Annotated in this window: 25 protein-coding genes; 9 read left to right on the top strand and 16 right to left on the bottom strand. The window is 42.6% G+C overall.

What is annotated here, in order from left to right; translation table 11 throughout:
• Window positions 1–101 precede the first annotated feature (101 nt).
• From J8L86_RS10520 to J8L86_RS10490, 7 genes are all read right to left on the bottom strand, one after another.
• On the bottom strand, window positions 102–1925 hold the full coding sequence (locus tag J8L86_RS10520) for an ABC transporter ATP-binding protein (RefSeq protein WP_247663325.1): 1824 nt from the start codon (window positions 1923–1925) through the stop codon (window positions 102–104).
• Window positions 1926–2002: 77 nt separating this feature from the next.
• Window positions 2003–2932 carry a heme ABC transporter ATP-binding protein gene (locus J8L86_RS10515; RefSeq protein WP_247663324.1) on the bottom strand — a complete coding sequence of 310 codons (930 nt, stop codon included), beginning with the start codon at window positions 2930–2932 and terminating at the stop codon, window positions 2003–2005.
• 1 nt (window position 2933) lies between these two features.
• Window positions 2934–3950 carry an iron ABC transporter permease gene (locus tag J8L86_RS10510; RefSeq protein WP_055025945.1) on the bottom strand — a complete coding sequence of 339 codons (1017 nt, stop codon included), beginning with the start codon at window positions 3948–3950 and terminating at the stop codon, window positions 2934–2936.
• Window positions 3951–4009: 59 nt separating this feature from the next.
• Complete coding sequence (locus J8L86_RS10505; RefSeq protein ID WP_055025946.1) at window positions 4010–4900, bottom strand: ABC transporter substrate-binding protein; 891 nt, start codon at window positions 4898–4900, stop codon at window positions 4010–4012.
• 103 nt (window positions 4901–5003) lie between these two features.
• Window positions 5004–5426 (bottom strand): biopolymer transporter ExbD, encoded by a 423-nt coding sequence (locus J8L86_RS10500; protein ID WP_055025947.1) that lies wholly within the window; start codon window positions 5424–5426, stop codon window positions 5004–5006.
• The gene (locus J8L86_RS10495) at window positions 5426–6196 is read right to left on the bottom strand and encodes a MotA/TolQ/ExbB proton channel family protein (protein WP_119968100.1); all 771 of its coding nucleotides are present in this window, start codon (window positions 6194–6196) and stop codon (window positions 5426–5428) included. Before J8L86_RS10495 ends, J8L86_RS10500 begins: the two co-directional genes overlap by 1 nt.
• Window positions 6197–6216: 20 nt before the next feature.
• Complete coding sequence (locus J8L86_RS10490) at window positions 6217–6981, bottom strand: energy transducer TonB (RefSeq protein WP_211030185.1); 765 nt, start codon at window positions 6979–6981, stop codon at window positions 6217–6219.
• A gap of 354 nt (window positions 6982–7335) precedes the next feature.
• Here J8L86_RS10490 and J8L86_RS10485 point away from each other — a divergent pair, with 354 nt between their 5' ends.
• The 3 genes from J8L86_RS10485 (at window position 7336) to hutZ (ending at window position 10661) form a co-directional block, all read left to right on the top strand.
• Complete coding sequence (locus J8L86_RS10485) at window positions 7336–9372, top strand: TonB-dependent hemoglobin/transferrin/lactoferrin family receptor (RefSeq protein ID WP_065110227.1); 2037 nt, start codon at window positions 7336–7338, stop codon at window positions 9370–9372.
• A 164-nt stretch (window positions 9373–9536) separates the two neighbouring features.
• The gene (hutX, locus tag J8L86_RS10480; RefSeq protein ID WP_211030183.1) at window positions 9537–10046 is read left to right on the top strand and encodes a heme utilization cystosolic carrier protein HutX; all 510 of its coding nucleotides are present in this window, start codon (window positions 9537–9539) and stop codon (window positions 10044–10046) included.
• 72 nt (window positions 10047–10118) lie between these two features.
• The gene (gene hutZ / locus J8L86_RS10475; protein WP_055025952.1) at window positions 10119–10661 is read left to right on the top strand and encodes a heme utilization protein HutZ; all 543 of its coding nucleotides are present in this window, start codon (window positions 10119–10121) and stop codon (window positions 10659–10661) included.
• A 320-nt stretch (window positions 10662–10981) separates the two neighbouring features.
• Here hutZ and J8L86_RS10470 read toward each other — a convergent pair whose 3' ends face one another.
• Window positions 10982–12856 carry a methyl-accepting chemotaxis protein gene (locus J8L86_RS10470; protein ID WP_211030181.1) on the bottom strand — a complete coding sequence of 625 codons (1875 nt, stop codon included), beginning with the start codon at window positions 12854–12856 and terminating at the stop codon, window positions 10982–10984.
• A gap of 325 nt (window positions 12857–13181) precedes the next feature.
• Between J8L86_RS10470 and J8L86_RS10465 the strand changes: the two genes are divergently transcribed.
• Window positions 13182–13715 carry a dihydrofolate reductase family protein gene (locus tag J8L86_RS10465; protein ID WP_065110224.1) on the top strand — a complete coding sequence of 178 codons (534 nt, stop codon included), beginning with the start codon at window positions 13182–13184 and terminating at the stop codon, window positions 13713–13715.
• A 28-nt stretch (window positions 13716–13743) separates the two neighbouring features.
• On the opposite strand, the gene J8L86_RS10460 is transcribed toward J8L86_RS10465, so the two are convergent.
• The gene (locus tag J8L86_RS10460; protein ID WP_065110223.1) at window positions 13744–14070 is read right to left on the bottom strand and encodes a metalloregulator ArsR/SmtB family transcription factor; all 327 of its coding nucleotides are present in this window, start codon (window positions 14068–14070) and stop codon (window positions 13744–13746) included.
• A gap of 124 nt (window positions 14071–14194) precedes the next feature.
• Between J8L86_RS10460 and J8L86_RS10455 the strand changes: the two genes are divergently transcribed.
• Complete coding sequence (locus tag J8L86_RS10455; RefSeq protein ID WP_211030180.1) at window positions 14195–15121, top strand: permease; 927 nt, start codon at window positions 14195–14197, stop codon at window positions 15119–15121.
• An 87-nt stretch (window positions 15122–15208) separates the two neighbouring features.
• Here J8L86_RS10455 and J8L86_RS10450 read toward each other — a convergent pair whose 3' ends face one another.
• Entirely contained in the window at window positions 15209–15544 is a 336-nt protein-coding gene (locus tag J8L86_RS10450) for a hypothetical protein (RefSeq protein ID WP_065110221.1), read from the bottom strand.
• A gap of 201 nt (window positions 15545–15745) precedes the next feature.
• Between J8L86_RS10450 and J8L86_RS10445 the strand changes: the two genes are divergently transcribed.
• The 4 genes from J8L86_RS10445 (at window position 15746) to hmpA (ending at window position 19339) form a co-directional block, all read left to right on the top strand.
• The gene (locus J8L86_RS10445; protein ID WP_211030178.1) at window positions 15746–16627 is read left to right on the top strand and encodes a LysR family transcriptional regulator; all 882 of its coding nucleotides are present in this window, start codon (window positions 15746–15748) and stop codon (window positions 16625–16627) included.
• 33 nt (window positions 16628–16660) lie between these two features.
• Window positions 16661–17197 carry a DUF2937 family protein gene (locus J8L86_RS10440; RefSeq protein ID WP_055025959.1) on the top strand — a complete coding sequence of 179 codons (537 nt, stop codon included), beginning with the start codon at window positions 16661–16663 and terminating at the stop codon, window positions 17195–17197.
• Window positions 17198–17380: 183 nt separating this feature from the next.
• On the top strand, window positions 17381–17854 hold the full coding sequence (locus J8L86_RS10435; RefSeq protein ID WP_055025960.1) for a peroxiredoxin: 474 nt from the start codon (window positions 17381–17383) through the stop codon (window positions 17852–17854).
• Window positions 17855–18145: 291 nt separating this feature from the next.
• The gene (gene hmpA / locus J8L86_RS10430) at window positions 18146–19339 is read left to right on the top strand and encodes an NO-inducible flavohemoprotein (RefSeq protein ID WP_055025961.1); all 1194 of its coding nucleotides are present in this window, start codon (window positions 18146–18148) and stop codon (window positions 19337–19339) included.
• A gap of 98 nt (window positions 19340–19437) precedes the next feature.
• On the opposite strand, the gene envZ is transcribed toward hmpA, so the two are convergent.
• The 6 genes from envZ to J8L86_RS10400 form a co-directional block, all read right to left on the bottom strand.
• Window positions 19438–20760 carry a two-component system sensor histidine kinase EnvZ gene (gene envZ / locus J8L86_RS10425; protein ID WP_055025962.1) on the bottom strand — a complete coding sequence of 441 codons (1323 nt, stop codon included), beginning with the start codon at window positions 20758–20760 and terminating at the stop codon, window positions 19438–19440.
• Window positions 20761–20802: 42 nt separating this feature from the next.
• Window positions 20803–21528 carry a two-component system response regulator OmpR gene (ompR, locus tag J8L86_RS10420; protein ID WP_055025963.1) on the bottom strand — a complete coding sequence of 242 codons (726 nt, stop codon included), beginning with the start codon at window positions 21526–21528 and terminating at the stop codon, window positions 20803–20805.
• Window positions 21529–21724: 196 nt separating this feature from the next.
• Window positions 21725–22507 carry a hypothetical protein gene (locus J8L86_RS10415; RefSeq protein WP_211030176.1) on the bottom strand — a complete coding sequence of 261 codons (783 nt, stop codon included), beginning with the start codon at window positions 22505–22507 and terminating at the stop codon, window positions 21725–21727.
• 179 nt (window positions 22508–22686) lie between these two features.
• On the bottom strand, window positions 22687–23166 hold the full coding sequence (greB, locus tag J8L86_RS10410; RefSeq protein ID WP_055025965.1) for a transcription elongation factor GreB: 480 nt from the start codon (window positions 23164–23166) through the stop codon (window positions 22687–22689).
• 98 nt (window positions 23167–23264) lie between these two features.
• Window positions 23265–23783, bottom strand: a complete 519-nt coding sequence (locus J8L86_RS10405) for a hypothetical protein (RefSeq protein ID WP_211030174.1) — start codon at window positions 23781–23783, stop codon at window positions 23265–23267.
• Window positions 23784–23826: 43 nt separating this feature from the next.
• Complete coding sequence (locus tag J8L86_RS10400) at window positions 23827–24513, bottom strand: molecular chaperone TorD family protein (protein ID WP_211030172.1); 687 nt, start codon at window positions 24511–24513, stop codon at window positions 23827–23829.
• Between the last annotated feature and the right edge of the window lie 4 nt (window positions 24514–24517).

Raw genomic sequence — 24517 nt, 5'->3', positions numbered from 1 at the left:
CTTGTTGTAAGGCGAGTAGTTGGATTGCTATTAAATAAAAAAGGCATGCTAATGCATGCCTTTTTAGTCACGTTAAATGGCCTATTGCTATGCTATTTGCACTAAGTCGTGGCAAACAATTGCTTAAACAATCCCGCCTCTTGTTTGAGTTGCGTCTGGTTACCTGACTGCACAATTTGGCCGTCATCTAACACCAGAATTCGATCGGCTAAATCTAGGTTATTCAGTCGATGGGCAATAATAATGCAGCTACGGTTTTGCAAAAATGCGTGTAAGTTTTGCAGTACTTTGGCTTCTGTAGCGGCATCAAGGGCTGAAGTCGCCTCATCTAAAATGACTAAATCAGGTGCTGAGATCCACATTCTGGCAATCGCTAGACGTTGCAGTTGCCCGCCTGATAATCGTGTGTCGCTGCGACCTAAGTCTGTATCTAACCCTTCCGACCAACTGGCTATAGTGGTTGATAATTCCGCTTTTTCAAGGGCTTGCCATAGTGTTGAATCACTTACATCTGCGCCGAAAGTCAGGTTTTCACGTAATGTGCCAGCGATAAGCTTAGGGTGTTGCGGCACGTAACCGACTCGACGCCTTAATGCGTTGATACCAAAGTCATCGATAGCCTGACCGTTTACTAAGATGTTCCCTGATTGAGCAGGGTAAAAGCCGAGCAGTAAATTGACTAAGGTTGATTTACCGCCGCCACTCATTGCTAGTAAGGCAACGGATTCATTGGCAGCAATATGTAAGTTAAGCTGGTGGAACAAGTTTGGCGTTTCGGCAAAACCAAAGCTGACATTATCAAATTCAATGGTTAAGCCCATGGCTTGTTGTGCTGATGTTTCAGTAAGTCGTTGTGGTCGAGTCACTTGTTTTGGCTGTTGCGTTTCCACTTCTGCGGGTTCAGTGTCTAACGCTAATAACTGATTGAGTCGTTCCATCGAGGCTTGTGCGCCAAATCGAGCATATTGAATGTTCAATAACTCTTGAATGGGTCCCATCAAATACCAAAGGTAACTGAAGATGGCAAAAATTTGGCCGACGGATAAATCTGAAACCAACACCATAAAGATGGCCATCGCACGAAAGCATTCAAATCCCAGCAAGAAAGTGGTGAAGCTGAGTTTATTGAGCGCATCTGTTTTCCATTGGTTGGCAATGGCATGCTGGCTTAAATTGGAGGCTAAGCCAAATACACGTTGATAATAGTGCTTTTCTTGCTGTGCTAAGCGTAACTCTCGTGTGGCATCAATGGTATCGACGAGGGCTTGTTGAAAGGCCTCAGTTGCTGCGTTTTCTTTACGACGTAATGTTTTGACGTGTTCAGCAAATCGAGAAGAGAAGTAGATAACCAATGGATTGAGCAAAATGATCATCAAACCCAATTGCCAGTTGAGCCATAGCAAGACACTGGCAATGGCGACGATGGTCAATACGCTGATGATCAGCCGTGACAAGGTGTCACTCACAAAGCGCTCAAGAGTATCAACATCAGTAATACAGCGAGATGCCAATCCTGCACTACCGTATTTATCAAACGCGCTTATTTGCATATTAGGTAATTGCATTAGCATGCGCTCACGCACATCTAAACTGATGCGTTTAGCGATTTTGGTGAACTCTCTGGCTTGGATAACTTGTGTCACCATCGTCAGTAACCGCAGCACAATCACAGCCACTAAAACAATAACAATATACACGCCAGCACTGTGCATACTGTCAGGCAAAATTGGGAGCAAGGTGTTTAATAGCCAACCTGGTTTTTCTAGCAACACTTCGTCTACTAGAAATGGCATTAGCATTGGGATAGGTAAGCTTAATAACGTGGCGGCAACGGCTATCATATTTGCCTGAAATAGTTGCCGTTTATGAGCAAGAATCTTTTGTTTTAACCAAGCCCAATTAAGCTGTGGATGAGGTTGTTGCAAAGTTGCGTCCTTAACCCAAATGGCAGTGACCTCCTAGCAATGGCTAGGAGGTTGCGCGACATTTGAAGTTCTGTAAATTAAAATATAAGTGGAAGGTTGCTTTTAGGGTCGATAACTAAGGTGGGCTTGTAGTGCCAAACTTTCTCGATCACTTCAGCGGTTAGCGCTTCATAAGGTGCGCCATCACTGACCACTTCACCTTGTTCAAGTACCACTAACCTGTCGGCATAACGGCAAGCTTGATTGAGGTCATGTAATACCACAATAACGCAATAGTTTTGCTCACGAGCCAAGCTTTGAGCCAGTTCTAGGACGCGATGCTGTTGAGCTAAATCCAATGCGGATGTGGGCTCATCAAGAAACAAAATTGGGTGACTCGGTGCCTGAGCAAGTTGGGTTAACACTCGCGCTAATTGCACACGTTGTTTTTCACCACCTGAAAGCGTTGGATAGCTGCGATATTTCAATGCAGACAGTGCCACTTGTTCTAATTGTTTATCCACCAATTCAGCGCCTTGTTGCTGATTAAGGGTTAATGGGTATAACCCCATCTGCACCACTTCGTGGACTTTAAATGGAAACGTGAGTGACGCATGCTGTGGTAATACGGCAAGGGATTTCGCTAGCTCTGCACGATCCCACTTGGCGAGTGGTTTGTTTTGTAAAGTGATCTCACCAGAGGTTAATGCCACTTCTTGGCAAAGGCTTTTCAACAGCGTGGATTTACCCGCGCCATTAGGGCCAAGCAGCGCCGTCACTTGGCCGGGCATAATGTCTAGATTGATATCTGTTAACACGGCTTTTTTGCCAATATGAACAGATAAATCTCTGATATTAATAACCGATGGTGAGGCTTGCACCGCAGAGTGACTGAATGCATCGGGCTTTGACTTATGTTGAGTCAATGGCGTGTTGTTGGTATCAGCGCCAGCCAATTCTAATCCTGATAATGCAGGCGCAGATTTATGTGTTTTAAGCATGGATTTTAATTCTAGATTTCTCATCATATTACACCAACTTATTGCGCTGTTTGAGTAATAGAATAATAAAGAAAGGCGCACCTAACAGTGCCGTGACAAGGCCAACGGGTAGCTCAGATGGTGCAACAATAGAGCGTGCGCCTATGTCTGCAACCACCAATATTGCAGCACCTAACATCGCGCTTAAAGGCAATAATAAGCGGTGATCTGGCCCTATCATCATTCTCACTAAATGCGGAACAACAAGACCGATAAAGCCAATAATCCCAGTAGCTGCAACAGCAATACCGACGCCAATAGCACACAAAACAATTAACTTGAGTTTGAGCTTATCAACATCAAGGCCAAGGTGCCTTGCTTCTGCTTCGCCTAGCAGTAATGCATTTAATGCCTTAGCACTTTTATTAAATTGCCAACTGATTAAGGCTAGGGCGATTAAGCTCAGTACAACATAATGCCATTGTGCTCCCGCGACCGAGCCCATTTGCCATAAGGTTAAGTCACGTAATGCCATATCGTTGGCCATATAGGTCAGCACTCCGATACCAGCACCTGCAAGTGCGGCTACGGCAACACCTGAAAGCAGCAGTAGCACAACAGAGGTACCGCTTGGGCTCGATGCTAAACGGTATACAATCAAGGTGGTAATAAGCCCAGCGAAAAAGGCGCTAAAAGCCACAAGGTATTCACCACCTTGGGGGAATAACACAATACAAATTGCTGCACCAAGTGCTGCTCCAGAGGACACACCAATAATGCCAGGATCCGCCAGCGGATTGCGGAATAACCCCTGCATGACAGCGCCGCATTGGGCTAATGTTGCGCCCACAGCTAGCGCTAAAAGAGTTCGGGGTAAACGGACGTTATTAATCACCAGTTGCTCGTGGGGAGCAACCGCAGCTAATTCTTGTCCAGTTGCCCAATTCACCATGGCATTGAAGCTGGTGGAAGGGCTAATTTGTAATGGTCCGATGCTGACAGACAACAGGCTTGTTATCACCAAAGCGGTGAGTAAACAGGGCCAAAGCCAACGTTGATTTTCCATGATAGTTCCTAGTGCGTGAATGCAGCACGTTTAATATTTGCTATTGCCGTTCAACAAACTTAGCGCTGTTGGATCTCAATAAAATCACTGGCAAGCTGATCGGCAGCTTCGACAGCACTGATCCCCAATCCGCCGAGCAATGCTTTAGCTGACAAGTTTTTAATCAGCTTATGTTCGCCTGCTGGGGTATGAGCAAGTAATGGCATTTGGGCTAATAGCGTTTCTGCAGGATCTTCTGCCACTTCTTCGCTGCGGTTTGAAATCAGAATGACATCAGGTTGCAGGGCTAAAATACCTTCTTGAGAAACGCTCTTATAACCTGAGAAACCCGCTATATTATTGCCGCCAGCAAGGTTAATAATGATATCTGCAGCAGTGTCGTCGCCGCCAACACGCGCTGGACGGTCAGGTTGTAGCAGTAGGAAAAGGACTTTAGGGGCATCACCTTGTTTGGCGATGGTGTGTTTTTTAGCATCAATTTCTGCAAAAGACTGTTGAATTTGCTCTGTGAGTGCTGCCGCTTGAGTTTCTCTTTCTAGTAGCTGCCCCATTTTTTCAACATTTTGCAGGAGTTGTTCTTTAGTATTGGCATTAGGTAGCGATACCACTTCAACATTGGCGCCAGCTAAAACCTCTAAGGTATTTTTAGGTCCCATAGCATCGGAGCCCAATAATAACGTTGGTGATAACGCTAAAATACCCTCGGCCGACAGCATTCTATGGTAGCCAAGTTTTGCAACCGAGGTGAGTTCTTCAGGGACTTGACTAGTAGAATCGACACCAACTAACTCGTTACTCCCCTCCAAGGCAATCACTAATTCAGTGATACCAGCACCTGCACTGACAACGCGTTGTTCAGCCATAGTTGCTGAGCTAAAAATAGCCCCAGAAAGTGCCATTAAGCTGGCGAATAAAAAGGTTTTAGATTGACGTGTTTGTTGCTTGAGCATAATTAAAACTCCGAATAAATATGATAAAGGCTCAAAAATTACTGTGGAAACCCTATGCGTTTCTTTTACTGTGAGTCGATTGTCAGTATTAGAAGCGCAGTCATTAGGGTTCCATTAAAATTTGGGTATTACTGATTTGCTGTCTTTGTAATAAAGCAAGTACGGTCATCAATGGTTGTACTGGCGCATTTTTATCTGCAGCAACCACCACATTGAGATCAGGTGAAGCATTAAACGCACTAATAAAGGCTGCTTCAAACTGGTCAAATTGGTCAAACGTTTGTCCGTCGAGTGCCCAATGTGGTGCTTCATCCATGATGTTGACTGAAAGGTGTTCTTCCTGAGATAAGCCCACCAGTTCTGACTTGGTTTCAGTGGGGACATCCACTGGTAGCGTCAGTAACTGGGTATTGGCTGTCAGTAGCAAAAACACCAATACGATAAAGATGATGTCGATAAGCGGCGTAAGATCGATGCCAATGCTACTTTGAGCCGACGATCCTATGCCTTGTTCAGAGCCAATCATCAGTTTGACTCCGACAAGGTTGCTGCCATTGGTGGTGTCATGTTTGATGATGTCTGTTGCTGACTTGCGTGGGTATTACTGGCTTTAAGGCAAGGTGCATTTGCGCCGCAAGGGACTTCACAACCAATATTTAATGCTTGGTCGAAGCCTTCTAACCATAAGTTAAGTTGGTTGAGAGCATGAGCCATTTTGTTGCAGCGTTTTTCAGCCCATAACCCAATCAAATGTGACATGGTGATGGCTGGCACGGCAATGATAAGACCTGCAGCTGTGGTATTCATTGCTAGTCCAAGTCCTGTTGCCAATTGTGATGGAGTGACGGGACCGTCTGAAATTCCCAGCTGGCTGAACATTTCAATAAGACCTAATACAGTGCCCAATAGGCCGAGTAACGGGGTGATGACACCAATAATATGTAATACTTTTAAGCCCGATTGCAGTTTTTCTTTTTGCTTGATTAGCCATAAATTTAAAATTTCTTCACGCATGGCTCTAGGATGGTCACCATGGGATAACAATAGCCCCGTTCCTTTAGCCAACATACTGCGGCCTTGGCTTAGTTGAGCAATTAATTGCTGACGCTGCTCTGTTGTCGCACTGCGAGTTTGTTTTCTCAGTTCTGTTAACCAAGCGTCACGTTTTAATAACTCATTGGCCATTAACGCAAGTCGTTCAAGAATGATAAGTGATGCTAAAAAAGCGCAAATAAACAGTGGCCAAGTTAAGTAGCCTAATTGCTCTGAGAGCTGCAAATATAGTGGTTGAGACATGTTGGTTTCCTATCTTCAGATTAATTTAGCGCAAACTTCACCGGGACTCTTACTGTGTAAGCAAAAGCGGTTTGCGGTGAAGGTGCGGCAAATTTCCACTTTTCAACAGCATCAATCGCTGCTGCATCAAGTAGGCTATAACCTGAACTATTAACTAAAGTGAGCGAAAGTTGCTCACCAATTTGATTAAACATGACTTCCACTGTCGCTGTGCCCTCAAAGCCTCTTTTACGTGCTTTTCTTGGGTAATTAGGTTGTGATGGCGGCGCTGAAAATGTCGGTTTCTGTAACGCGACGGTTTGTTGAGTAACGCCTTGTTGGGCCTCCACTTGTTGCTGTTCATGGGTTGCACTTGCATCTGTGCTGGCAAGTTCGGTATCTGATATTTCGTTTTGAGGTTGCTCGGTCACAGGCGTTGGTGTGGGTTCAACGACTTCTTGCTCAATGACCTCTTCAACTTTTGCGATGACGTTATCGGGTGCTGGCTTTTTAGGATCGGTTTTGACGACTTTCTCAGGAATTGGCTTAGGTTCTGGTTTAACTTCTGGCTTCGGCTCTGGTTTAATTTCTGGCTTAAGCTCTGGAAGCACTTCTTCAATGGTTTGCTCAGTGCTTTGAGCTTGTGCACTTGCTTGCATTGCCACCATGACACTAACAGCTTGATTTGACCCCATTGCAGACCCTGCCGCGAGCTGAATTTCAGGTTCAGTATTTTGAGAGGCGAGAACGCCTCCTTGGATTAAAACGGTTAAACATCCAAAAGCAAAATATCGTCTAGGTGTCATGATCTATATTCTTCTACAACAGCATTCGGTTAGATATTGACCATTTTTAAGAAAAGCAATCAGTTAGCTGAAAATCTTTACAATCTTTACAAAGCTAATAATTACAATCACTTAATAATAGTAAGTATCAATATATCGCTAAACATACAACATAAGTAATGAGATCGCAAATGATAATGATTTTCATTTGATCTAAGTTTTATTCTCAGGTAAAGTGCGGCAATTAGTTAGGCGGTAATAATACTTTGTGATTAGTTTTTCTGAATGATTCATTAGCTTTTTCACTAACACAAAGTGGTCATTACTTCCCTCGAACTAAGCCGAATTTTGTATTTATACTTTGAGGATTTAATCATGACCAAGAAGCCACTCGTAGTAGCAATGGCAATGGTTTTCAGTACCACCGCATATGCACAAGAAAGCAAAACAGTCACCGAGTTTGATGAAGTTTTAGTCACAGCAACGCGTATCAGTGAAAAAGTCTCTGATACTAGCCGAAGCGTGACAGTGATCAGCGAAGAAAAAATGCAAGAGTCACAACCTTCATCGGTTGCAGATGCACTGAAAAACGAAGCTAACGTGAGTGTGACTAATGGTCCTCGTGCTTCGTCTCAAGGTGTTGAAATCCGTGGTCTAAGTGGACAGCGAGTACTACAAACTATTGATGGCGCGCGTCAAAACACCAATTCTGGTCACCGTGGCACCTATTTCATGGACCCTGAGCTACTAAGCTCAATCGAAGTTGTGCGTGGCCCTGCAAGTAGCTTATGGGGCAGTGGTGCGATTGGTGGTGTGGTTGCACAAAATACCAAATCAGCCCAAGACTTTTTAGATGAAGGCGATACCTTTGGTGGCTACATCAAACAAGGTTTTGAAACGAACGGCGACAAGATCAAAACCAGTGGTACCTTATATGGTTTAGCTGACAATATTGATTGGTTATTAAGTGGTAGCTACCACGACAGCAACAATATCAAGATTGGTAACGACCAAACTCTTGAAAACAGTGCTTCAGAAGCGACGAGCGGTTTAGCTAAATTAGGTTGGGAACCAACTGATGATCAGCGTCTACAGTTTTCTGCACGTTTTTCAGATACTGATGAGTTAGTACCAAGTAATCCAGCGACTAACGTGGGCAGCTCAGTACCATTAGTTCAACGCAATACGACAGATCAAAACGTGACGTTAGATTACAGCTTAAATCCAACAGATAACCCATTGTTGGATTTAAACGCGACGCTATATTGGAATAGCACTAATTACGACGAAGATCGTGTGACGAAAGACCAAGTTGATAGCACGGAATACGACACCATAGGTTTTAGCCTTAATAACAGCTCTACCTTTGGCAATACTGTGCTGACATATGGTGTGGATGGTTACAAAGACACCATTAATACTGTACGTGACGATAATGGCCAAGCCGGTGAACGTCCTGATGATATCGACGGTGAGTCTACGGTTTGGGGGGCTTTCACTAAAGCCGATATTAGCCTAACCGATACCTTGGCACTGGATGCTGCAGTACGTTACGACACCTTCAAAAATGAAAGTAACAACTTAAACCAATCATCTGACGACAATGCGTTTACGCCATCTGTTGGCTTAGTGTGGAAGACGACGGATTGGTTAACCTTAAGTGCACGTTACGACGAAGCATTCCGTGCACCAAGCATGGAAGAAATGTACTCAACAGGGACACATTACTGTATTCCTTCTATCCCAGGTTTCTTGCCAGATGGCTTATGTAACACTTTTGAGATTAATCCAGATCTGAAAGCTGAAAAAGCGCAAAACAAAGAGATCAAAGCCGACATGCGTTTTGCTGATTTAGCGGGCGATGATGAGTTAGTGGTGACCTTAAGTGCATTCAGAAACGATGTTGATGATTTCATTGAACAGTCTGTATCTAACCCACTTTATGGGATTCCAGGACTTGAGCAAACGACCTCTTGGGATAATGTCGACGAAGCTAAATTAACCGGTTTTGAGTTCACCACTCGCTACCGTTATAAGCAAACTCGTTTGACCTTCAACTATGGTCAAACTGAAGGTAAAGATAAAGAGTCAGATGAGTATCTATCTAATATCCCAGCTAAGAAAATGGGCTTAGATTTATCGCAATCCATTATGGAAGGCGATATGAAGTTTGGTACTCGTTTTACGTATGTTGCTGAGCAAGATCAGTTACCAACTGACAACCTAGAGCAATATGACTCGTACAAATTGTGGGATGTTTACGTAGCTTGGGAACCAGCAATGGGGACATTCGAAGGCTTGCGTGTAGATTTTGCAGTAGAAAATATCGGTGATGAGGAATATCGCCAAGCGTGGCAAACCTTGTATGAGCAAGGCAGGAATTTCAAATTGTCAGCGCGTTACTCGTTTTAATTCTTTTACCCTGTAAACGAATTAATTAGACCGAGCTGAGAGAGCAATAGTGTGGATAACACTTGCTCTCTTATCTGGAAAGCTTCTCAAAGGTAAAAGCTTGAGCGGCTTTTTCAGGATTTAAGATTCGTATATTAGGGTTATTAAATATTTGGAGATATTCCATGGCTGTATCAGTAGAACAAATCAAGCAATACCTCGCCGACAACCCAGCAGCGATGCCTGGACAAGTTGCAGCTGAGTTAGCAATCACAGAGTTAGAAGTTGTTAAAGCACTGCCTTCAGAGCAGTTGGCTTTATTACCACTGACAGAAAAAGATGACTTACTGGCATCATTACCTGAGTGGGGCAACATGACCACAATCGTGTCGGCATCAGGCAGCATTTTTGAATTCAAAGGCAGTTTCCCTAAAGGTAAATATGCCCATGGTTACTACAACTTAATCACCAAAGGTGAAGGCTTACATGGCCACTTAAAGCTGGATGATATCAGTGCAATTGCCCTGATCAGCAAGCCGTTCAGAGGCACTGAAAGCCACTCAATTAACTTCTTCGGCGCACAAGGCGAAGTGGTTTTTAAAGTGTATTTAGGCAGAGACAAAAAGCGCGTGTTATTAAGTGAACAGGTTGAGCGTTTTCAAGCACTTAAAGATAGCGTGAACATTGCAGCTTAGTTGTTGATGACAACGTTTTTGATGACTGCTTGTCATCGCTGCTGAATAGAAAATAGAGAAAAGGAATGTGTGATGTCGACAGAAAAAGAGCAACGCTTACGAGAGAAACTTCTTCCAGAAATTGAAGAATTCAAAGCGCAACGTTCAACCTTACAATTGGCAACGCAAGATGCTGATGGTGTACCTAACGCCAGTTATGCTCCATTTGCATTGGCCGATGATGGTTTTTATATTTTGGTCAGCGAGTTAGCACGCCACGGCACTAACTTAAAAGCCTCTAATAAACTGTCTGTCATGCTAGTTGCTGATGAGTCTGAGTCGAAAAGTGTGTTTGCACGTAAGCGTTTAACCTTTGATGCGACAGCTGAAATTGTTGCCCGTGATAGTGAAACATTCACTAAAGGTGTGGCGGCATTGTCGGCACGTTTTGGCGAAATGATTGACAATCTAGCAGGATTAACTGACTTCAATCTATTTAAACTAAATCCGCATCATGGTTTATACGTTAAAGGATTTGGCCAAGCATTTAGCTTGTCAGGTGCAGAGTTACTTGATGTAGATTGGAAGCGTGATGGTCATCATGGCACCCCAAAAGAGCCTGCTGAAAAAGCGTAATCAGAATTCATTTAGCCTAGGTTAACTGAGTTTTATGCTACTTTCTCGACATGGGGTTTGTAATGTTTTTGCAATATATTTGTAATAATTTAGTACTAGTTAAGTGCATTTCTAGATGTTACGATATTTGCCATGACAAGTGAGTGTGCTACTGCATTATTGTGGTTTTACTTAAACAAATACAATAACTTCAACCCCAAAAGATGATATTGTTTTAATAAGATTTGTTGCTCACTTTAATGGCAAAAAGCCCAAGTTTACTTAATGTAAACTTGGGCTTTTCCTTATTGAGGCCTTGGCCAAAAATTGTCGATTTTTGCTTATAAAATAAAAGTGGCCACTAAGTCATTAAGTGCCTTTGCTTGCCCTTTTAATTGCTGCGCTTCTTGATGGGCTGTGACGGATGCTTGTGCAATTTCATCCGTGACGTCTTTAATTGCCACTGTATTTTGCGTGATCTCATTTGTCACTTGGGTTTGTTCTTCTGCCGCGGTAGCAATTTGACTGGCCATATCTGAAATTAATGCTGCTGCTTGGGTAATTTCTTCAATGGCTTTATTCGCTTCATTGGCATCTTCGACACTGTTAGTCGCGAGTGCTTGGCTGCTTTGCATTAGCTCAACAGCATTTGATGTGGTGGTTTGTAGCGTTTCAATCGTTTCATAGATTTCTTGGGCTGAATCTTGAGTACGACGAGAAAGTACACGTACTTCATCTGCAACAACGGCAAACCCACGTCCTTGCTCACCAGCTCTTGCTGCTTCAATGGCTGCGTTTAGTGCTAATAAATTGGTTTGTTCAGCAATTCCCTGAATCGTCGATAAGATGCTGGAAATAGCATTAGCATGACGGCTCAATTCACTAATCACATCCGTTGCTTGGGTGACTTCATTGGCCAATAAATGAATTGATTGACGAGTATTATCCACTAAGCTTTGGCCTTGTAAGCTGCTACTACTGGATTGTTGCGCTGCGGTAGCGGTATTTTCTGCACTGGATGCAATTTCATGTGTCGCACTGGCCATTTGAGTTACCGCAGTGGCGACCATAGTGACTTCTTGCTGCTGGGTTTGAATTTCTTTTTCAGCATGACGACTGTTCACTAAGCTATTATCAGCATTTTGATCAAGTTGGTGTGCCACTTTTCTTATTTGACTAATGAGTAAGTGCTGGCTGCTAACAAAACGATTAAAGCTATCTGCTAACACTCCCACTTCATCTTTAGACTCAACGTCAATACGCTGGGTTAAGTCACCGTTTCCATCAGCGATTTTAAACAGTGCATTTGAGACACGACCGAGAGGGAGAAGTAACTTAGTCATTAACCATGAAATCACTGCCATACTTGCTAAAAGCACTAATGCAGCTAGTCCAAGTTGTTTGACAAGTAGGCTCGCTAGAGGGGCTTCAAGCGTTGCTTGATCAAGTAGAACAATCAGTTCCCAATCCGTTTGAGGAATATCCGCAACCCAGACTAATTTGTCACGGCCTTCAAGCTCAAAATGGATTGGAATTAATTGATCACTGCGGCGCTGTTGCTGCAATACATTGAGATCCAGTTGGTTATCAATATCGCGAATATGTCCCATTGCTTTTGATGCATCTTTATAAGCGATAACCGTACCATCTTTATGCATCATGATAGCGAAGCCATTAGAAGGCAAGGTCATACGGTTAACATCATCGACTAAGTCGTTAATATTCACATCGCTGGCAATGACGCCATTATGGATTTTTTCAGCAAGGGTAATCACGACTTTTTTAGTCGGGAAGTCTATATAAGGTTTGGTAAGAATCATCGTTTGGCTGGTCATTGCTTGCTGATACCAAGGACGAGTACGAGGATCATAACCTGTATTATCAATGCTAGTGTCAGCATCGATCATCTCACCGGTATCTTTACCAAAGTATGTGGACTCGAAGCGACCTGAATCTAATGCTTGTTGCAAAACATGAATGTCGTCGCCTTGGTTAATCCGTGGTTTGAGCGCATTCAGAATATCTTTTTTAGATGATAACCAATCACTAATTCTTTCAGTTTGTTGGCTGCTGAGTCGCTGAACCTGCTCTAGATTTGAGGTTAACAACATGGTTTTTTGGCTGGAATAACTTTGCCAAGACAATAGGGCAATGACGACTGATAAGGCGATTAATACCGGAAAGATAATTTTCAATTTTAACGAATTAGATTTCATATAAACCAGTGTGACCTTGCTATTGAAAGGGGGAAAGTATTTAGCAACCAATGCTTGCCCAAATAGGGCTATTTTTCAGCGGCGGATAATGTCATAAGTGGTCGTTTTTTCATAGCAAATTGCTGATTAAATCGGCAAGCAAAACACCTTGATAACGAAACCAGAACAGACGATATACAAGCTTGCTTTATTGCAATAAAAATTCATCCTTGTTCAAAATGCTATAGCTTGAAAGTAATAAAGCGACGTAGATTTGAGCTTTCTTAAACTCATCATTTGCTGAATAAGTTTGCTACACTCATGTGAATATTATCGAGGTGACACAATGGCAAATATCGTATTTATTGCAACGAGTTTAGATGGCTATATTGCCGATAAAAATAACAACATTGATTGGCTTCATGAAACGCCTAATCCAGAAGGGTCGGACATGGGGTTTAGCGAGTTTATGGCACGCATTGATGGCTTGGTCATGGGACGAAACACCTTCGAAAAAGTATTGAGCTTTGATTGTGATTGGCCTTATACCAAACCCGTATTCGTGTTGAGTCGCACCTTATCAGAAGTCCCGAGTGAATTGACAAATAAGGTGTCTTTAGTGAAAGGCGATCTTGCGCAAGTGGTCGCTGAGCTTAACGCCAAGGGATTTAATGACTTATATATTGATGGTGGTGTGACAATTCAACAATTTTTGCAGTATGACATGATTGATGAGTTAATCATTACCACTATACCGACGCTGCTTGGTGGTGGTATTCCATTATTCGGTGATTTAGCTGAACCACTTAAATTTACGCATATAAGCAGTCAACAACATCTTGGCTGCTTAGTGACCAATCAATTTAAACGAGTTCGATAGGTGTATTTTGATTGTACGTTTGTGTTGATTATCCGTTTGTTTTGCCTATAACGGGCTTTTCACCGCAAGTTTGATCGGCGCAGCATTCATTTTGTAAAAAGACGATGACAGACTCTAATTGGGTAAATTCGGCAACGCAAAATAAGGTGCGCCCTTCACGTCGCTGAGAAATCAGCCCCGCAGAGGCTAAACTGGCAATATGGTGTGAAAGGGTTGAACCTGGAATACCGAGACTTTCTTGTAAACTGCCCACTGCAATACCTTGAAACCCTGCTCGTATCACTTTGTTATATATGGTTAACCTTGTTGGATGACCTAATTCTTTTAGTGTTTTCGCAACCGTATCGATTTCCATTGTTTAGTTCCTTAGGAGCGGTATAACAAAAGTATATTTCGATAATACTAGAAATATATTGATCTATCTAGTGAGAACGCTTATATTTCGATTATTCTAGAAATATAGATATAAGGTTTACACTATGTTCGACTTCAATTCAGTTGATAGCACTATGATTAAAGAAACACTCGACATGTTTGTGTTCTTAGCCGTTGAGTTAACGATTCTGTTTATTGCTATTAGTTATTTAGTGGGCGTATTACAGCAATACATTCCACCAGAAAAAATTCAGCGGATTCTGAGCAGTAAAAATGGCCGAGGTTATGTGGTAGCAGGATTGTTAGGGGCCATTACTCCATTTTGTTCTTGTTCAACTATTCCGTTTTTAAAAGGATTACTGCGTGCTAAAGCAGGCTTTGGCACCATGATGGTATTTTTATTTGCAAGCCCACTGCTAAATCCAATCATTATTGGTTTATTTGCAGTGACATTTGGTTTGAAAGTCACACTGTTTTATTTTGTGATGGCAATGGGCGTGTCTGTCATTGCTGGTTTTACCCTTGAAAAACTTGGGTTTGAAAAGTATGTCAAACCTGAAGCCTATATTGCACCTGAGTCAAAAGGTTGTGGGAGTGGTTGTGGGGCTAAATCTGTACCTGTAAGCAAGTGGCGCAAGATTTGGAACAGCACATGGGCTGACTTTAAAACGGTTTTACCTTACCTGTTAGGCGGTATTGCCATTGGCTCATTAATTTACGGATTTATGCCGACAGAGTTTGTTGCAAGTATCGCTAGTGAAGATAATCCATTAGCTATTCCTGTGGCAGCAGTTATCGGTATTCCGTTATACATTCGAGCAGAAGCGGTGATCCCATTAAGTGCAGCACTTGCAGCAAAAGGAATGGGATTAGGTGCGGTAATGGCGCTAATTATAGGCAGTGCAGGTGCGAGCTTAACTGAAGTGATTTTGCTTAAGTCGATATTTAAAAACCAAATGATTGCGGCATTTCTGTTTGTCATTATTTCAATGGCGATCTGTGCAGGGTTTTTATATCAATTCATTTTCTAAGGGCAGGTGCCTCATTCACGATGGGTAAATAGGGTTTTACCCATCGTTTTACATGATGTTAGTAACCACAATCACTGTTAATCTAGATTACTCTTGTTCGGAGCAGGCGGTAAATTTTTCAGCTGATACGCCGAGTTTTTCCGAAAAATTAGATACCAAACAAGCCGTGGTTTTCTCATCATCTTCCTCTAGCATATGTTTCTCAACACATGCCCGCATCACCTCGCGAAATACCGATTCTACTTTTGCTTCTGATTGATTTACACAGCTGGCCATTTTGGTAAATTCATCATCCGCTTTCATTTGATTCACGGACATTTGAATCACCATATCTAATTGTTCAGCGGTGAGCTCTTCTGAGAGGGGGGAGCTTGCCATTGTAGATGATGACAGTAACAGAGTGACAATAATCGCGGCTTTCATGTATTAATCCTTTAATGTAATGTCCATATTGATCGCTAATGCTATAGCGCTAACTACACAGTATAGCCTAATAACATAAGCGTTATTACTAGCTGATTTTAATGGGCTTGCTACAATCGTAGACATTCACCAAGCCGTTATTAATGGCTATCACAATTTGTAAACGGTATCTGCCATTCGGTTAATCTTGCTGGAGACGACATGCTGACACGTTCAGATGATTTAGAAATATTACTTACTGTTGTCGATAGTGGCGGTTTTTCAGCTGCGGCAGAGCACTTGGATATTCAAGTGGCACGAGTATCACGTTCTGTTAGTCGAATAGAGCAACAACTTGGTGTGACGATATTAAACCGCACCACTCGACGAGTTGATTTAACCGATGAAGGTCGTCAGTTTGTTGAGTCTATTCGCAATGGGCTGCAATGCCTTAATCAAGCAGAACATGACTTGATTTGCCGTGGCGATCTACCCAAAGGACGATTGCGAGTTAACGCAGCTAGTCCATTTGTATTTCATCAATTAATCCCATTAATTCATGAATTCAAAGAGGCATATCCAGATATTGAATTAGAAATCACCTCTAACGAGGGTTATGTCGACTTATTAGAAAAGCACACGGATGTCGCTATTCGTATTGGTGAACTTGCTGATTCTACTTTGCATGCCCGCTTATTGGGTCACAGTATGTTGTATTTCGTGGCGACACCTGAATACTTGCAAAAGCGTGATATTCCAAAGCAGGTTTGTGAGTTATATTATCATAATTTAATCGGTTTTAGTGAGCCTAAAGTGCTGAATCAATGGCCGCTAAAGGGCGGGTACACAGCTGTGCCTGCGATGACATGTAGTAGTGGAGAAACCATTCGACAATTGGTGTTAGCCGGCCATGGCATTGGCTGTTTATCTGGGTTTATGGTGAACAAAGATATTGAGGAAGGGCGGTTGGTGACCTTGCTTGAGTCTGAAAAACTGGTCAATGCTGGCTGTCGTCAGGTCAATGCTGTGTATTATAAATCATCTTCTGTGGCGAAGCGCATTTCTGCTTTCATTGACTTTATCCAACCTAAATTAACGTTATAAGCCAAGCCATTCACACTTTTTAAAGGCATTTACATGAAATCGATAATGGATTATTTGCGGCTCATTTTGTTTGTTAGTGGCGTACTGCTTGGGGTGCAAGTGCCTGCTTTTGTCGATCAGTACGGTCAACGTTTACAAGCGCATACTCAAGAAGCCAAATTAAGTCTGGATCAATTTCAGCGAGATGCTGATCGGTTTTTTGCGGGTGATATCCAACGGCTTATTCAGCATTATCAACAAAACCCTGATCAAGTTGTCAATGCCGGCGGAGACAGCATTGAAGCCATTTATCAACGGTATCAATTACTCAATGGCGCCTTAAATCAATTTAACCAAACCGCTTACAGCGGTTTTGAACAAGTGGCTTTCGAGCCATTAGAGGATATTCGCCAAGAGGTTTGGCAAAATTTTAGCCATACCATTATGTTGGACACCAGAGCGATTGCTATAGGCTTAGTCATTGGCTTTATATTATCCCTAGCGTGTGAATTATGTCTTGTGGGCTGCGGTAAAGGATGCCGACATGCGTATCGGGCGATGAAACCTAAAGCTAAGATGAATACTGAGTAATAAAGAGCCACGAGAAGTTAAGTGAAGCATAGCGAGCATACCAGAATAGTAGCGAGTGCTTTAGTGGCTACATTCACGTTTATTGGATAAATTAACCATACAATTCTTCGGTGTTTGTTTGAAGGATTTCGTTTTATGCTAGTCATTATGTTAATCATCATTTCACTTGATTAAGGATATCCCATGATAGAACAAGGACACACATTACCTGCAGGCATCTTATCTGAGTTAACACCAGACGGAATGCTCAATCACAATGTGAGTGATTTTTTTGCTGATAAGAAAGTGGTGTTGTTTGCAGTACCTGGTGCATTTACGCCAACTTGCTCAGAATCCCATTTACCGGGTTTTGTGATTTATGCCGATCAGCTTAAAGCCAAAGGAGTTGATGTCATTGCCTGTGTTTCAGTGAATGATGCCTTTGTAATGAAAGCATGGGGAGAGGCGCAAAATGCTTCAGAGCTGACCATGCTTGCTGATGGTGATGCGAGTTTCACTAAGGCACTAGGCTTAGATATGGATACTGCTGGGTTTGGTGGCATTCGTTCGCAACGTTATGCCATGGTTGTTGATAATGGTGTTGTGACGACCTTGAATGTGGAAGCGCCGAAATCTTTTGAAGTCAGTACTGCAGAAGCGATATTAGCGGTTTTGTAAATATTACGAGAGAGATTAGCTTTTAAAGGCGACTGATATAGTCGCCTTTTTTATTCAAATTTAACCCACCTTATCCAAGAGTTGCGTCGTAAACGTATAACTGTATTGATTTATTTTTAGGGTCATCACTGATTCTTGATCTTGGTGCAATCGAGTCAACTCTTTCAGCTACCAGTATGATATTTACGAACAAGATAAATTCAAATTAATCTGAAATACATTGATCTAAGTCAAATACATGTTTAGTATCCTTTTAAAACATGCATTTCAAATACATATTAGAGGTTGTTTATGTTAGATCAGCATACCAAAGACGTTGTTAAGAGCACGATTCCGTTATTAGAAGCAGCAGGCCCAGCGCTAACCACACACTTTTATCAACGTATGTTTGAACATAATCCTGAGTTAAAAGATGTATTTAACTTGGCTCATCAACACACTGGCGGTCAGCCAGTTGCCTTATTTAATGCCGTGGCAGCCTATGCCAAAAACATAGATAACTTAGAAGCACTTGGCGCTGCCGTTGAGCGTATAGCCCATAAACACACTGGTTTCTTAATCAAGCCAGAGCAGTATGCCATTGTTGGTGGTCACCTACTTGCGACCCTTAAAGAACTTGGCGGTGATGCAGTAACCGAAGAAGTATTGACGGCATGGGGCAATGCTTATGGTTTTTTAGCGGATATTTTTATCAATCGTGAAGCGCAGCTTTATCAGCAAACCGCTGCCAAAACGGGTGGATGGGAAGGTAAGCGCCGTTTTGTTGTTAAGGCTAAAACAGTAGAGTCTTCAGTGATTACTTCATTTTTATTAACGCCTGAGGACGGTGGATCGGTTGTCGATTTTACGCCTGGACAGTACTTAAGCGTGTCGCTTGAGCATGAACAGCTTGAGTTTACTGAAATTCGTCAATACTCATTATCGGATGCGCCAAACGGGAGTAGCTACCGCATTAGCGTGAAGCGTGAAGCGGAAGGTAAAGCTTCAAATTTACTGCATGATCATTATCATGTTGGTGATGTGATTGAGCTTATAGCCCCAGCTGGTGATTTTGTACTTTCTGCACAAGCTGATACGCCAGTGGTATTACTGTCTGCTGGAGTGGGGGTGACACCAATGAAGAGTATGCTTAATCAGTTATTGTCTCAATCTCACCAAGCAGATATTACGTGGGTTCATGCCTGTGAAGACGGTGCGCAGCATGGCTTTAAAGATGCGATAAAAGCTAAGCGCAATGCCAATACTCACCTTGAAAGTTATGTGTGGTATCGTCAACCGTTAGCGACAGATTTACCCGCTGAAGACTTTGATTTTGAAGGGACAGTTGCACTGGAAAATATCGCTGAGCGTATTGTGCCAAATGCACAGTATTATTTCTGTGGCCCTATTGGGTTTATGAAGGCGATTAAGCAGCAGTTACTCGCGCTTAATGTGCCAGAGTCGCAAATTCATTACGAAGTGTTTGGCCCACATTCAGACTTATAAACTGAGTAATAACCAATCTGAAAAAGCGACTCACTATTTACGCTATAGCAGTCGCTTTTTTGGTATCAAACTTTGGGCAGTCAACAAGCTCAATAGCATTAACTATTATCTATTGGCAACCATACTTGTGCTTTTAAGCCGCCTTCTGGACGATTACTCAATTCAATTTTTCCGTGGTGGCGGTCAATAATCCGTTTTACTATCGCTAAACCTAGGCCAGAGCCCACTGAGCCACGGGCGCTGTCGCCTTGGGTGAATGGTTGAAATAGTTCATCGATTTTAGCTTCGTTAATGCCAGGGCCATTGTCTTCGACAATAAAGCTGACGTATTTGGGCTTATGTTTAGAGCTGATTTTTATCCAGCCGCCGCCATAGCGAAAGCCATTTTCGACTAAATTACTCAGTACTCGTTTAATAGCGATACTTTGAAAAGGCACCAATGGACAATCTTGTAAATCTAACTCGATTTCACCATCACGATTAACCTCTTGCTGGCTAATTTCTTGGATTAAGCGATTAATCTGATTCGGTTCGCGCACGCTTTCTTGATCATGACGAACATAAGCAATAAATTGCTTAATGATGTCATCCATATCCTCGATATCATTAATAATACCTTCTTGAAGATACTTGTCTTCATCGACCATCATCTCTGAGGCAAGACGAATGCGTGTCAGCGGGGTGCGTAAATCGTGCGAGATCCCTGCCATCAACAAGGCTCTGTCTTGCTCCAATTGCTTCATGCTATGAGACATTTGGTTAAAGGCGTGGGTCACTTCAACGATTTCAGATGAGCCGCTTAATGGTAAAGGTTTTGGAAACTCACCTTTGGAAACTGTCACCGCTGCTTGTTGTAGGCGTTTTAACGGTCGATTTAATCGCCTCGCAAATATCCATCCTCCAGCGACACTTAATGCACCAATCACTAATAAGTATAGAGTCAGGGGAGAGAGATCATTTTCATTGAGGCCAGTAAGCGGCACTTTTATCCACAAGGTGGGTGCTTGTGGTGGTCGGATCCAAACTTGTAATTGCGTTCCTTGGGAAAAGCGAACTTCAGCCTCGCCACCTAAGTATTGCGACATTTGCTCAGACAAGAAGCCATAATACGTTGCACTATCAAGCCCTGCTTTGATGGCATCTTGTTGATTGTAGATTTTCATTTCATCGTGGCGTACTTTTGCATTGAGGGCGTCGACCATGGTGAGGTGTTCACGGCTAATCGTAACGCCATCGATGAACAACAAATTAATCTGACGGGCAATCAGTTGGTTAATTTGTTCGTAGCTAGGTTTGATGAAATATACAGTGACAGATAAGTAAGACACTAGCTGATTGATAAGCAGCAAGCTGCCAATCAAGAGAACGGTTTGACTGAAAGAGTTGCGTGGCAGAAAACGCTGCCACCACTTCAGTTTAATTGCCGTTGGCTGGCTAATGGATTTACTCTGGCTAATGGGGAGTTACCCTCTTGCGGTGCCATCAGGCACAAACACATAACCCAAGCCCCACACAGTTTGAATATAGCGTGGATTAGCCGCGTCGACTTCAATTAAGCGACGTAATCTTGAGACTTGAACGTCAATGGAGCGCTCGAGTGCAGAGTAATCACGGCCTCGAGCAAGGTTCATCAGTTTGTCGCGAGATAATGGCTCTCTTGGATGTGATACCAATACTTTAAGCACAGCAAATTCACCCGAAGTCAGTGCAATACTCTTATCGTCGTGGAACATTTCACGAGTGGCAAGGTTCAATGAAAAATCACCAAAGCTGATGACTTCTTCTTGCTGAGCTGGTGCACCAGGTACTTCCGTGGTTTGACGGCGCATAACGGCTTTAATACGGGCAAGTAATTCACGAGGATTAAATGGTTTTGGCAGGTAATCATCTGCGCCTAACTCTAAACCAATAATGCGGTCTACTTCATCGCCTTTGGCTGTCAGCATCACAATAGGGATAGGGTTTTCTTGCTGACGTAAACGTCGGCAGATAGAGAGTCCATCTTCACCCGGAAGCATTAAATCAAGCACTAAAAGGTGAAAGTTTTCACGTTCTAATAAACGATCCATTTGTTCAGCATTGGCAGCGCTTCGCACTTGATACCCTTGCTCAAGTAAATAGCGTTCCAATAATGATCTGAGTCGCATGTCATCATCGACAACGAGAATTTTAGATGTTTCCTGGCCCATGAAATATCCTTTAGTCTAAATTTCGGCGCTAAATACCATTAATCAGTTCAATATAGCGAGTTTATTAGAGTGCAAACAAGAGGTGTTACTGTCGATTATGGCAGAACAAGGATAATATGACTAATAATGATAATTAAGTCTATGAAATTATTTATAAATAATGAAGTGGATTTGATTTTTTGAAATTGTAACTAAATCAGTTTTTGCGCATTAATCGTGAAAAAGTATCTATGATGCCATCTTCGTTGTGATCCAGTAGAAAGATTAATTGGTCGTCATGTAATTTGACATTAAAAGCCGCTGAGGCGATTTCTCCATAACGACTAAAGCCTGTTTGTTGATTGTCGTCATATTGAGTTTGAAAATACACTTCCCCAGAGTCTGATTGGTGCTGATATTGGCCCCACTCCATCCCTGTCAGTTCGTCATCATGTTCAAAGTTGATTTGCAGTTGCACATAAAGGCCGTTTTCTAGCATTAGCACTGCATAAAGGTCGTCATAGTCTTGGTTGTACCAATAGCCTTCAATTTCTCTTGGTTCTAATTGTTGGTACTCAATCACGTTATCAATTGAGTTATCACCTAAGGTGTCCATGTTTAATTGTAAGCGAGAGGCATCACTGTTGAGGTACACATGGCTTTGATTTCGTTGGGTGAGTAAGGTGATAAAGCCTTTGGTTGGATTATTGCTAAATGTCGGATTAAAGCTGATAGAAAGCGGCAATTCAGAAAACGCTTTCGTGTTAGACAAATTAAAGTAACCCCATTCGGCAAAACTGTTATCTGGTGCCTGCAGGTCTAAACCAATCTGTAAGTAACTGTGGTCATCGTTGATTTGTAAAATTTCAATGTGATCGGTTTGTTGACTAAGCCAATTACCCACAATATGAGACGGCGGCGAGGCGTTGGCCACCCCACAACAAATGAGCAATATGCAGACGATGCTCTTGTTAAATCGCACTAACCATTGCCCATACATAAAAGCTCCATTTTTATGCCACTCAAAAAACAATAGAGATAAAAAACAGGATCTCAAGTTTAGTAAATGAGCGCTATTGCGCAAACTTATGCCAGCTAAATCGACTCAAAGTCTTATTAATCTTGGTGGATGCGCCTAAATGGGGCTTTGTTCTATTTCTTTATGGTTATTAGCTCTACCTATAAAGCTGTATAAGATATTTTGTTGATATACCAATCTTGTGGGCCTGTTGGTGTTGGAACGACAGCATCGTCGTCGACTTCTTTTTTCAGTAAGGCGCGTGCCATGGGGGAGTCAATTGAGATATAGCCTTTGGCATCGCCGTAGATTTCGTCGGGGCCGACAATTCTAAAAGTGAGTAGTTTGCCGTCATCGTTTTCAATTTCAACCCAGGCTCCAAAGAAGACTTTTCCTTCTTGTTCGGGGGCATATTCGACGACTTTCAACGTTTCGATACGTTTACGTAAAAAACGAACTCGGCCATCTATTTGGCGAAGCAGGCGTTTATTTTCTTTGTAATCTGCATTTTCACTGCGATCGCCAAGGCTGGCTGCCCAGGTAACTTTTTTGGTGATCTCTGGGCGGTATTCTCGCCACAGGTAATTCAGTTCTTTTTTGAGTTTGGTCATCCCTTCAGGGGTGATGAGGTTGGTTTTCACTTGGGTGTGTACTCAATCTGATGGTGAGTTATTGCTTATGAGTGAAATTACCTAAAAGGAATGCCGTTGTCGACACTTAAGTCGATACGAGTCAGTTGTTAGCTGCCCATATTGCGGCTTTGACTACGACGTTGTTGACGCAGTTGTGCTAACTGATCCATTGCAGAGATGACTTTTTGACTTTGATGACATATCACCGCGAGTCTAGTATCAGTGCCTTGAGCTTGTTGGTTGTTTTGCAAAGCATCGTTGTCGGGGTGTGATTTGGCGGCTAATTCGTCAGCTTGTTTGAGACACTGCTTGGCGTAGTGCTCTGTAATTTGAATGATTAAGGCTTCTGCTTGAGTCAGGTTGTTACTGTTGATTTCTTTGACAAATAACAGCAAAAAACAGTCGAATAATGCGCTAAACACTGCTGGGGTATCGAACTTAGCTTGTTCGCAAGCGATACGACGAGATGGATCGATTAATGCGGCGACTAGATTAGCAGTGGTCGTGGCATTCGTTGCGCCTGCAAAAAGGCTGTTAACGTAGGTATCTTGCTGCCAGAATGCGACCAGTTGATGCGACCACTCGGCCTTATCCCACTGTGCGCCCATTGCGTGAATGACTGACATAACAACTCCTACGAAAACAACATGACATGAGTGTAAAACGCGTTTATCTGAATAGCTTTCTTGGCATTGGTATAACCTTAAATGCGTCAGTAAGCTCAGCTAAATAGTCATTAGCCAATAACGCAATGGCCAGATAAAAATCGGTTTCAGCATTGATTTTTGCAAGCTCTAAACAGCGACCCGCCCAAGGTAGCATGTGTTGCTGTAACAACACCTGAATAAACTGGGTTAATTGCTGCTCATCGACATCAGATTCAGGATTGGTTTTAGCCTCAACGAGTTGGGCAAAACTTGAATCTAATACGCTAAAGAACAAGCCAATATGATCAACGGGTTGTGGCATCTCAAGTTCGAAACTCACGCCGTACTGCTTGTAAAAATCAATTAATGCGATAGTTGATGCATCAAAATGTACTTGATCTTCACCTAAGTAAGCAGAGCCTTGTGGTATCGCTTTAGGTTCACCTGGACCAAAAAATAGCTGACCATAGTCAACTTTTAAGTCCATTAGGTGCTCAGATTCATCCCATTGATTGAGGTACGCTGTTAGAGCGTCACGTCCTTGTTGATTGCCACTGCGATTGACAAATTCAGGCCAAGTAGCAGCAACGTCATTGTCTTTGAAGTTTGCAATAAGCTCTGCTTCAGGATAATGACAAAAAAGGTTATGCAGAATACGGGCTACGGCTTGGTATTCACATAACTGTTCAACTGACTGTTCAATACTCATGTTA

Origin of the sequence: Shewanella sp. MMG014 (assembly GCF_018100775.1) — a bacterium.
Classification (GTDB): domain Bacteria; phylum Pseudomonadota; class Gammaproteobacteria; order Enterobacterales; family Shewanellaceae; genus Shewanella; species Shewanella japonica.
Note: the sequence above shows the minus strand (reverse complement) of the source record. Positions and strands in the feature narration are given on the sequence as shown.

What these genes read in the sequence shown, in the direction of transcription:
- J8L86_RS10505 (WP_055025946.1), bottom strand. Translation starts at nt 4,900, where the DNA reads ATGCTCAAGCAACAAACACGTCAATCTAAAACCTTTTTATTCGCCAGC.
- hmpA (WP_055025961.1), top strand. Translation starts at nt 18,146, where the DNA reads ATGTTAGATCAGCATACCAAAGACGTTGTTAAGAGCACGATTCCGTTA.
- hutX (WP_211030183.1), top strand. Translation starts at nt 9,537, where the DNA reads ATGGCTGTATCAGTAGAACAAATCAAGCAATACCTCGCCGACAACCCA.
- J8L86_RS10440 (WP_055025959.1), top strand. Translation starts at nt 16,661, where the DNA reads ATGAAATCGATAATGGATTATTTGCGGCTCATTTTGTTTGTTAGTGGC.
- J8L86_RS10490 (WP_211030185.1), bottom strand. Translation starts at nt 6,981, where the DNA reads ATGACACCTAGACGATATTTTGCTTTTGGATGTTTAACCGTTTTAATC.
- ompR (WP_055025963.1), bottom strand. Translation starts at nt 21,528, where the DNA reads ATGGGCCAGGAAACATCTAAAATTCTCGTTGTCGATGATGACATGCGA.
- hutZ (WP_055025952.1), top strand. Translation starts at nt 10,119, where the DNA reads ATGTCGACAGAAAAAGAGCAACGCTTACGAGAGAAACTTCTTCCAGAA.
- J8L86_RS10470 (WP_211030181.1), bottom strand. Translation starts at nt 12,856, where the DNA reads ATGAAATCTAATTCGTTAAAATTGAAAATTATCTTTCCGGTATTAATC.
- J8L86_RS10450 (WP_065110221.1), bottom strand. Translation starts at nt 15,544, where the DNA reads ATGAAAGCCGCGATTATTGTCACTCTGTTACTGTCATCATCTACAATG.
- J8L86_RS10460 (WP_065110223.1), bottom strand. Translation starts at nt 14,070, where the DNA reads ATGGAAATCGATACGGTTGCGAAAACACTAAAAGAATTAGGTCATCCA.
- J8L86_RS10445 (WP_211030178.1), top strand. Translation starts at nt 15,746, where the DNA reads ATGCTGACACGTTCAGATGATTTAGAAATATTACTTACTGTTGTCGAT.
- J8L86_RS10510 (WP_055025945.1), bottom strand. Translation starts at nt 3,950, where the DNA reads ATGGAAAATCAACGTTGGCTTTGGCCCTGTTTACTCACCGCTTTGGTG.
- J8L86_RS10495 (WP_119968100.1), bottom strand. Translation starts at nt 6,196, where the DNA reads ATGTCTCAACCACTATATTTGCAGCTCTCAGAGCAATTAGGCTACTTA.
- J8L86_RS10400 (WP_211030172.1), bottom strand. Translation starts at nt 24,513, where the DNA reads ATGAGTATTGAACAGTCAGTTGAACAGTTATGTGAATACCAAGCCGTA.
- J8L86_RS10465 (WP_065110224.1), top strand. Translation starts at nt 13,182, where the DNA reads ATGGCAAATATCGTATTTATTGCAACGAGTTTAGATGGCTATATTGCC.
- J8L86_RS10415 (WP_211030176.1), bottom strand. Translation starts at nt 22,507, where the DNA reads ATGTATGGGCAATGGTTAGTGCGATTTAACAAGAGCATCGTCTGCATA.
- J8L86_RS10405 (WP_211030174.1), bottom strand. Translation starts at nt 23,783, where the DNA reads ATGTCAGTCATTCACGCAATGGGCGCACAGTGGGATAAGGCCGAGTGG.
- J8L86_RS10515 (WP_247663324.1), bottom strand. Translation starts at nt 2,932, where the DNA reads ATGATGAGAAATCTAGAATTAAAATCCATGCTTAAAACACATAAATCT.
- J8L86_RS10435 (WP_055025960.1), top strand. Translation starts at nt 17,381, where the DNA reads ATGATAGAACAAGGACACACATTACCTGCAGGCATCTTATCTGAGTTA.
- J8L86_RS10485 (WP_065110227.1), top strand. Translation starts at nt 7,336, where the DNA reads ATGACCAAGAAGCCACTCGTAGTAGCAATGGCAATGGTTTTCAGTACC.
- J8L86_RS10500 (WP_055025947.1), bottom strand. Translation starts at nt 5,426, where the DNA reads ATGATTGGCTCTGAACAAGGCATAGGATCGTCGGCTCAAAGTAGCATT.
- J8L86_RS10455 (WP_211030180.1), top strand. Translation starts at nt 14,195, where the DNA reads ATGTTCGACTTCAATTCAGTTGATAGCACTATGATTAAAGAAACACTC.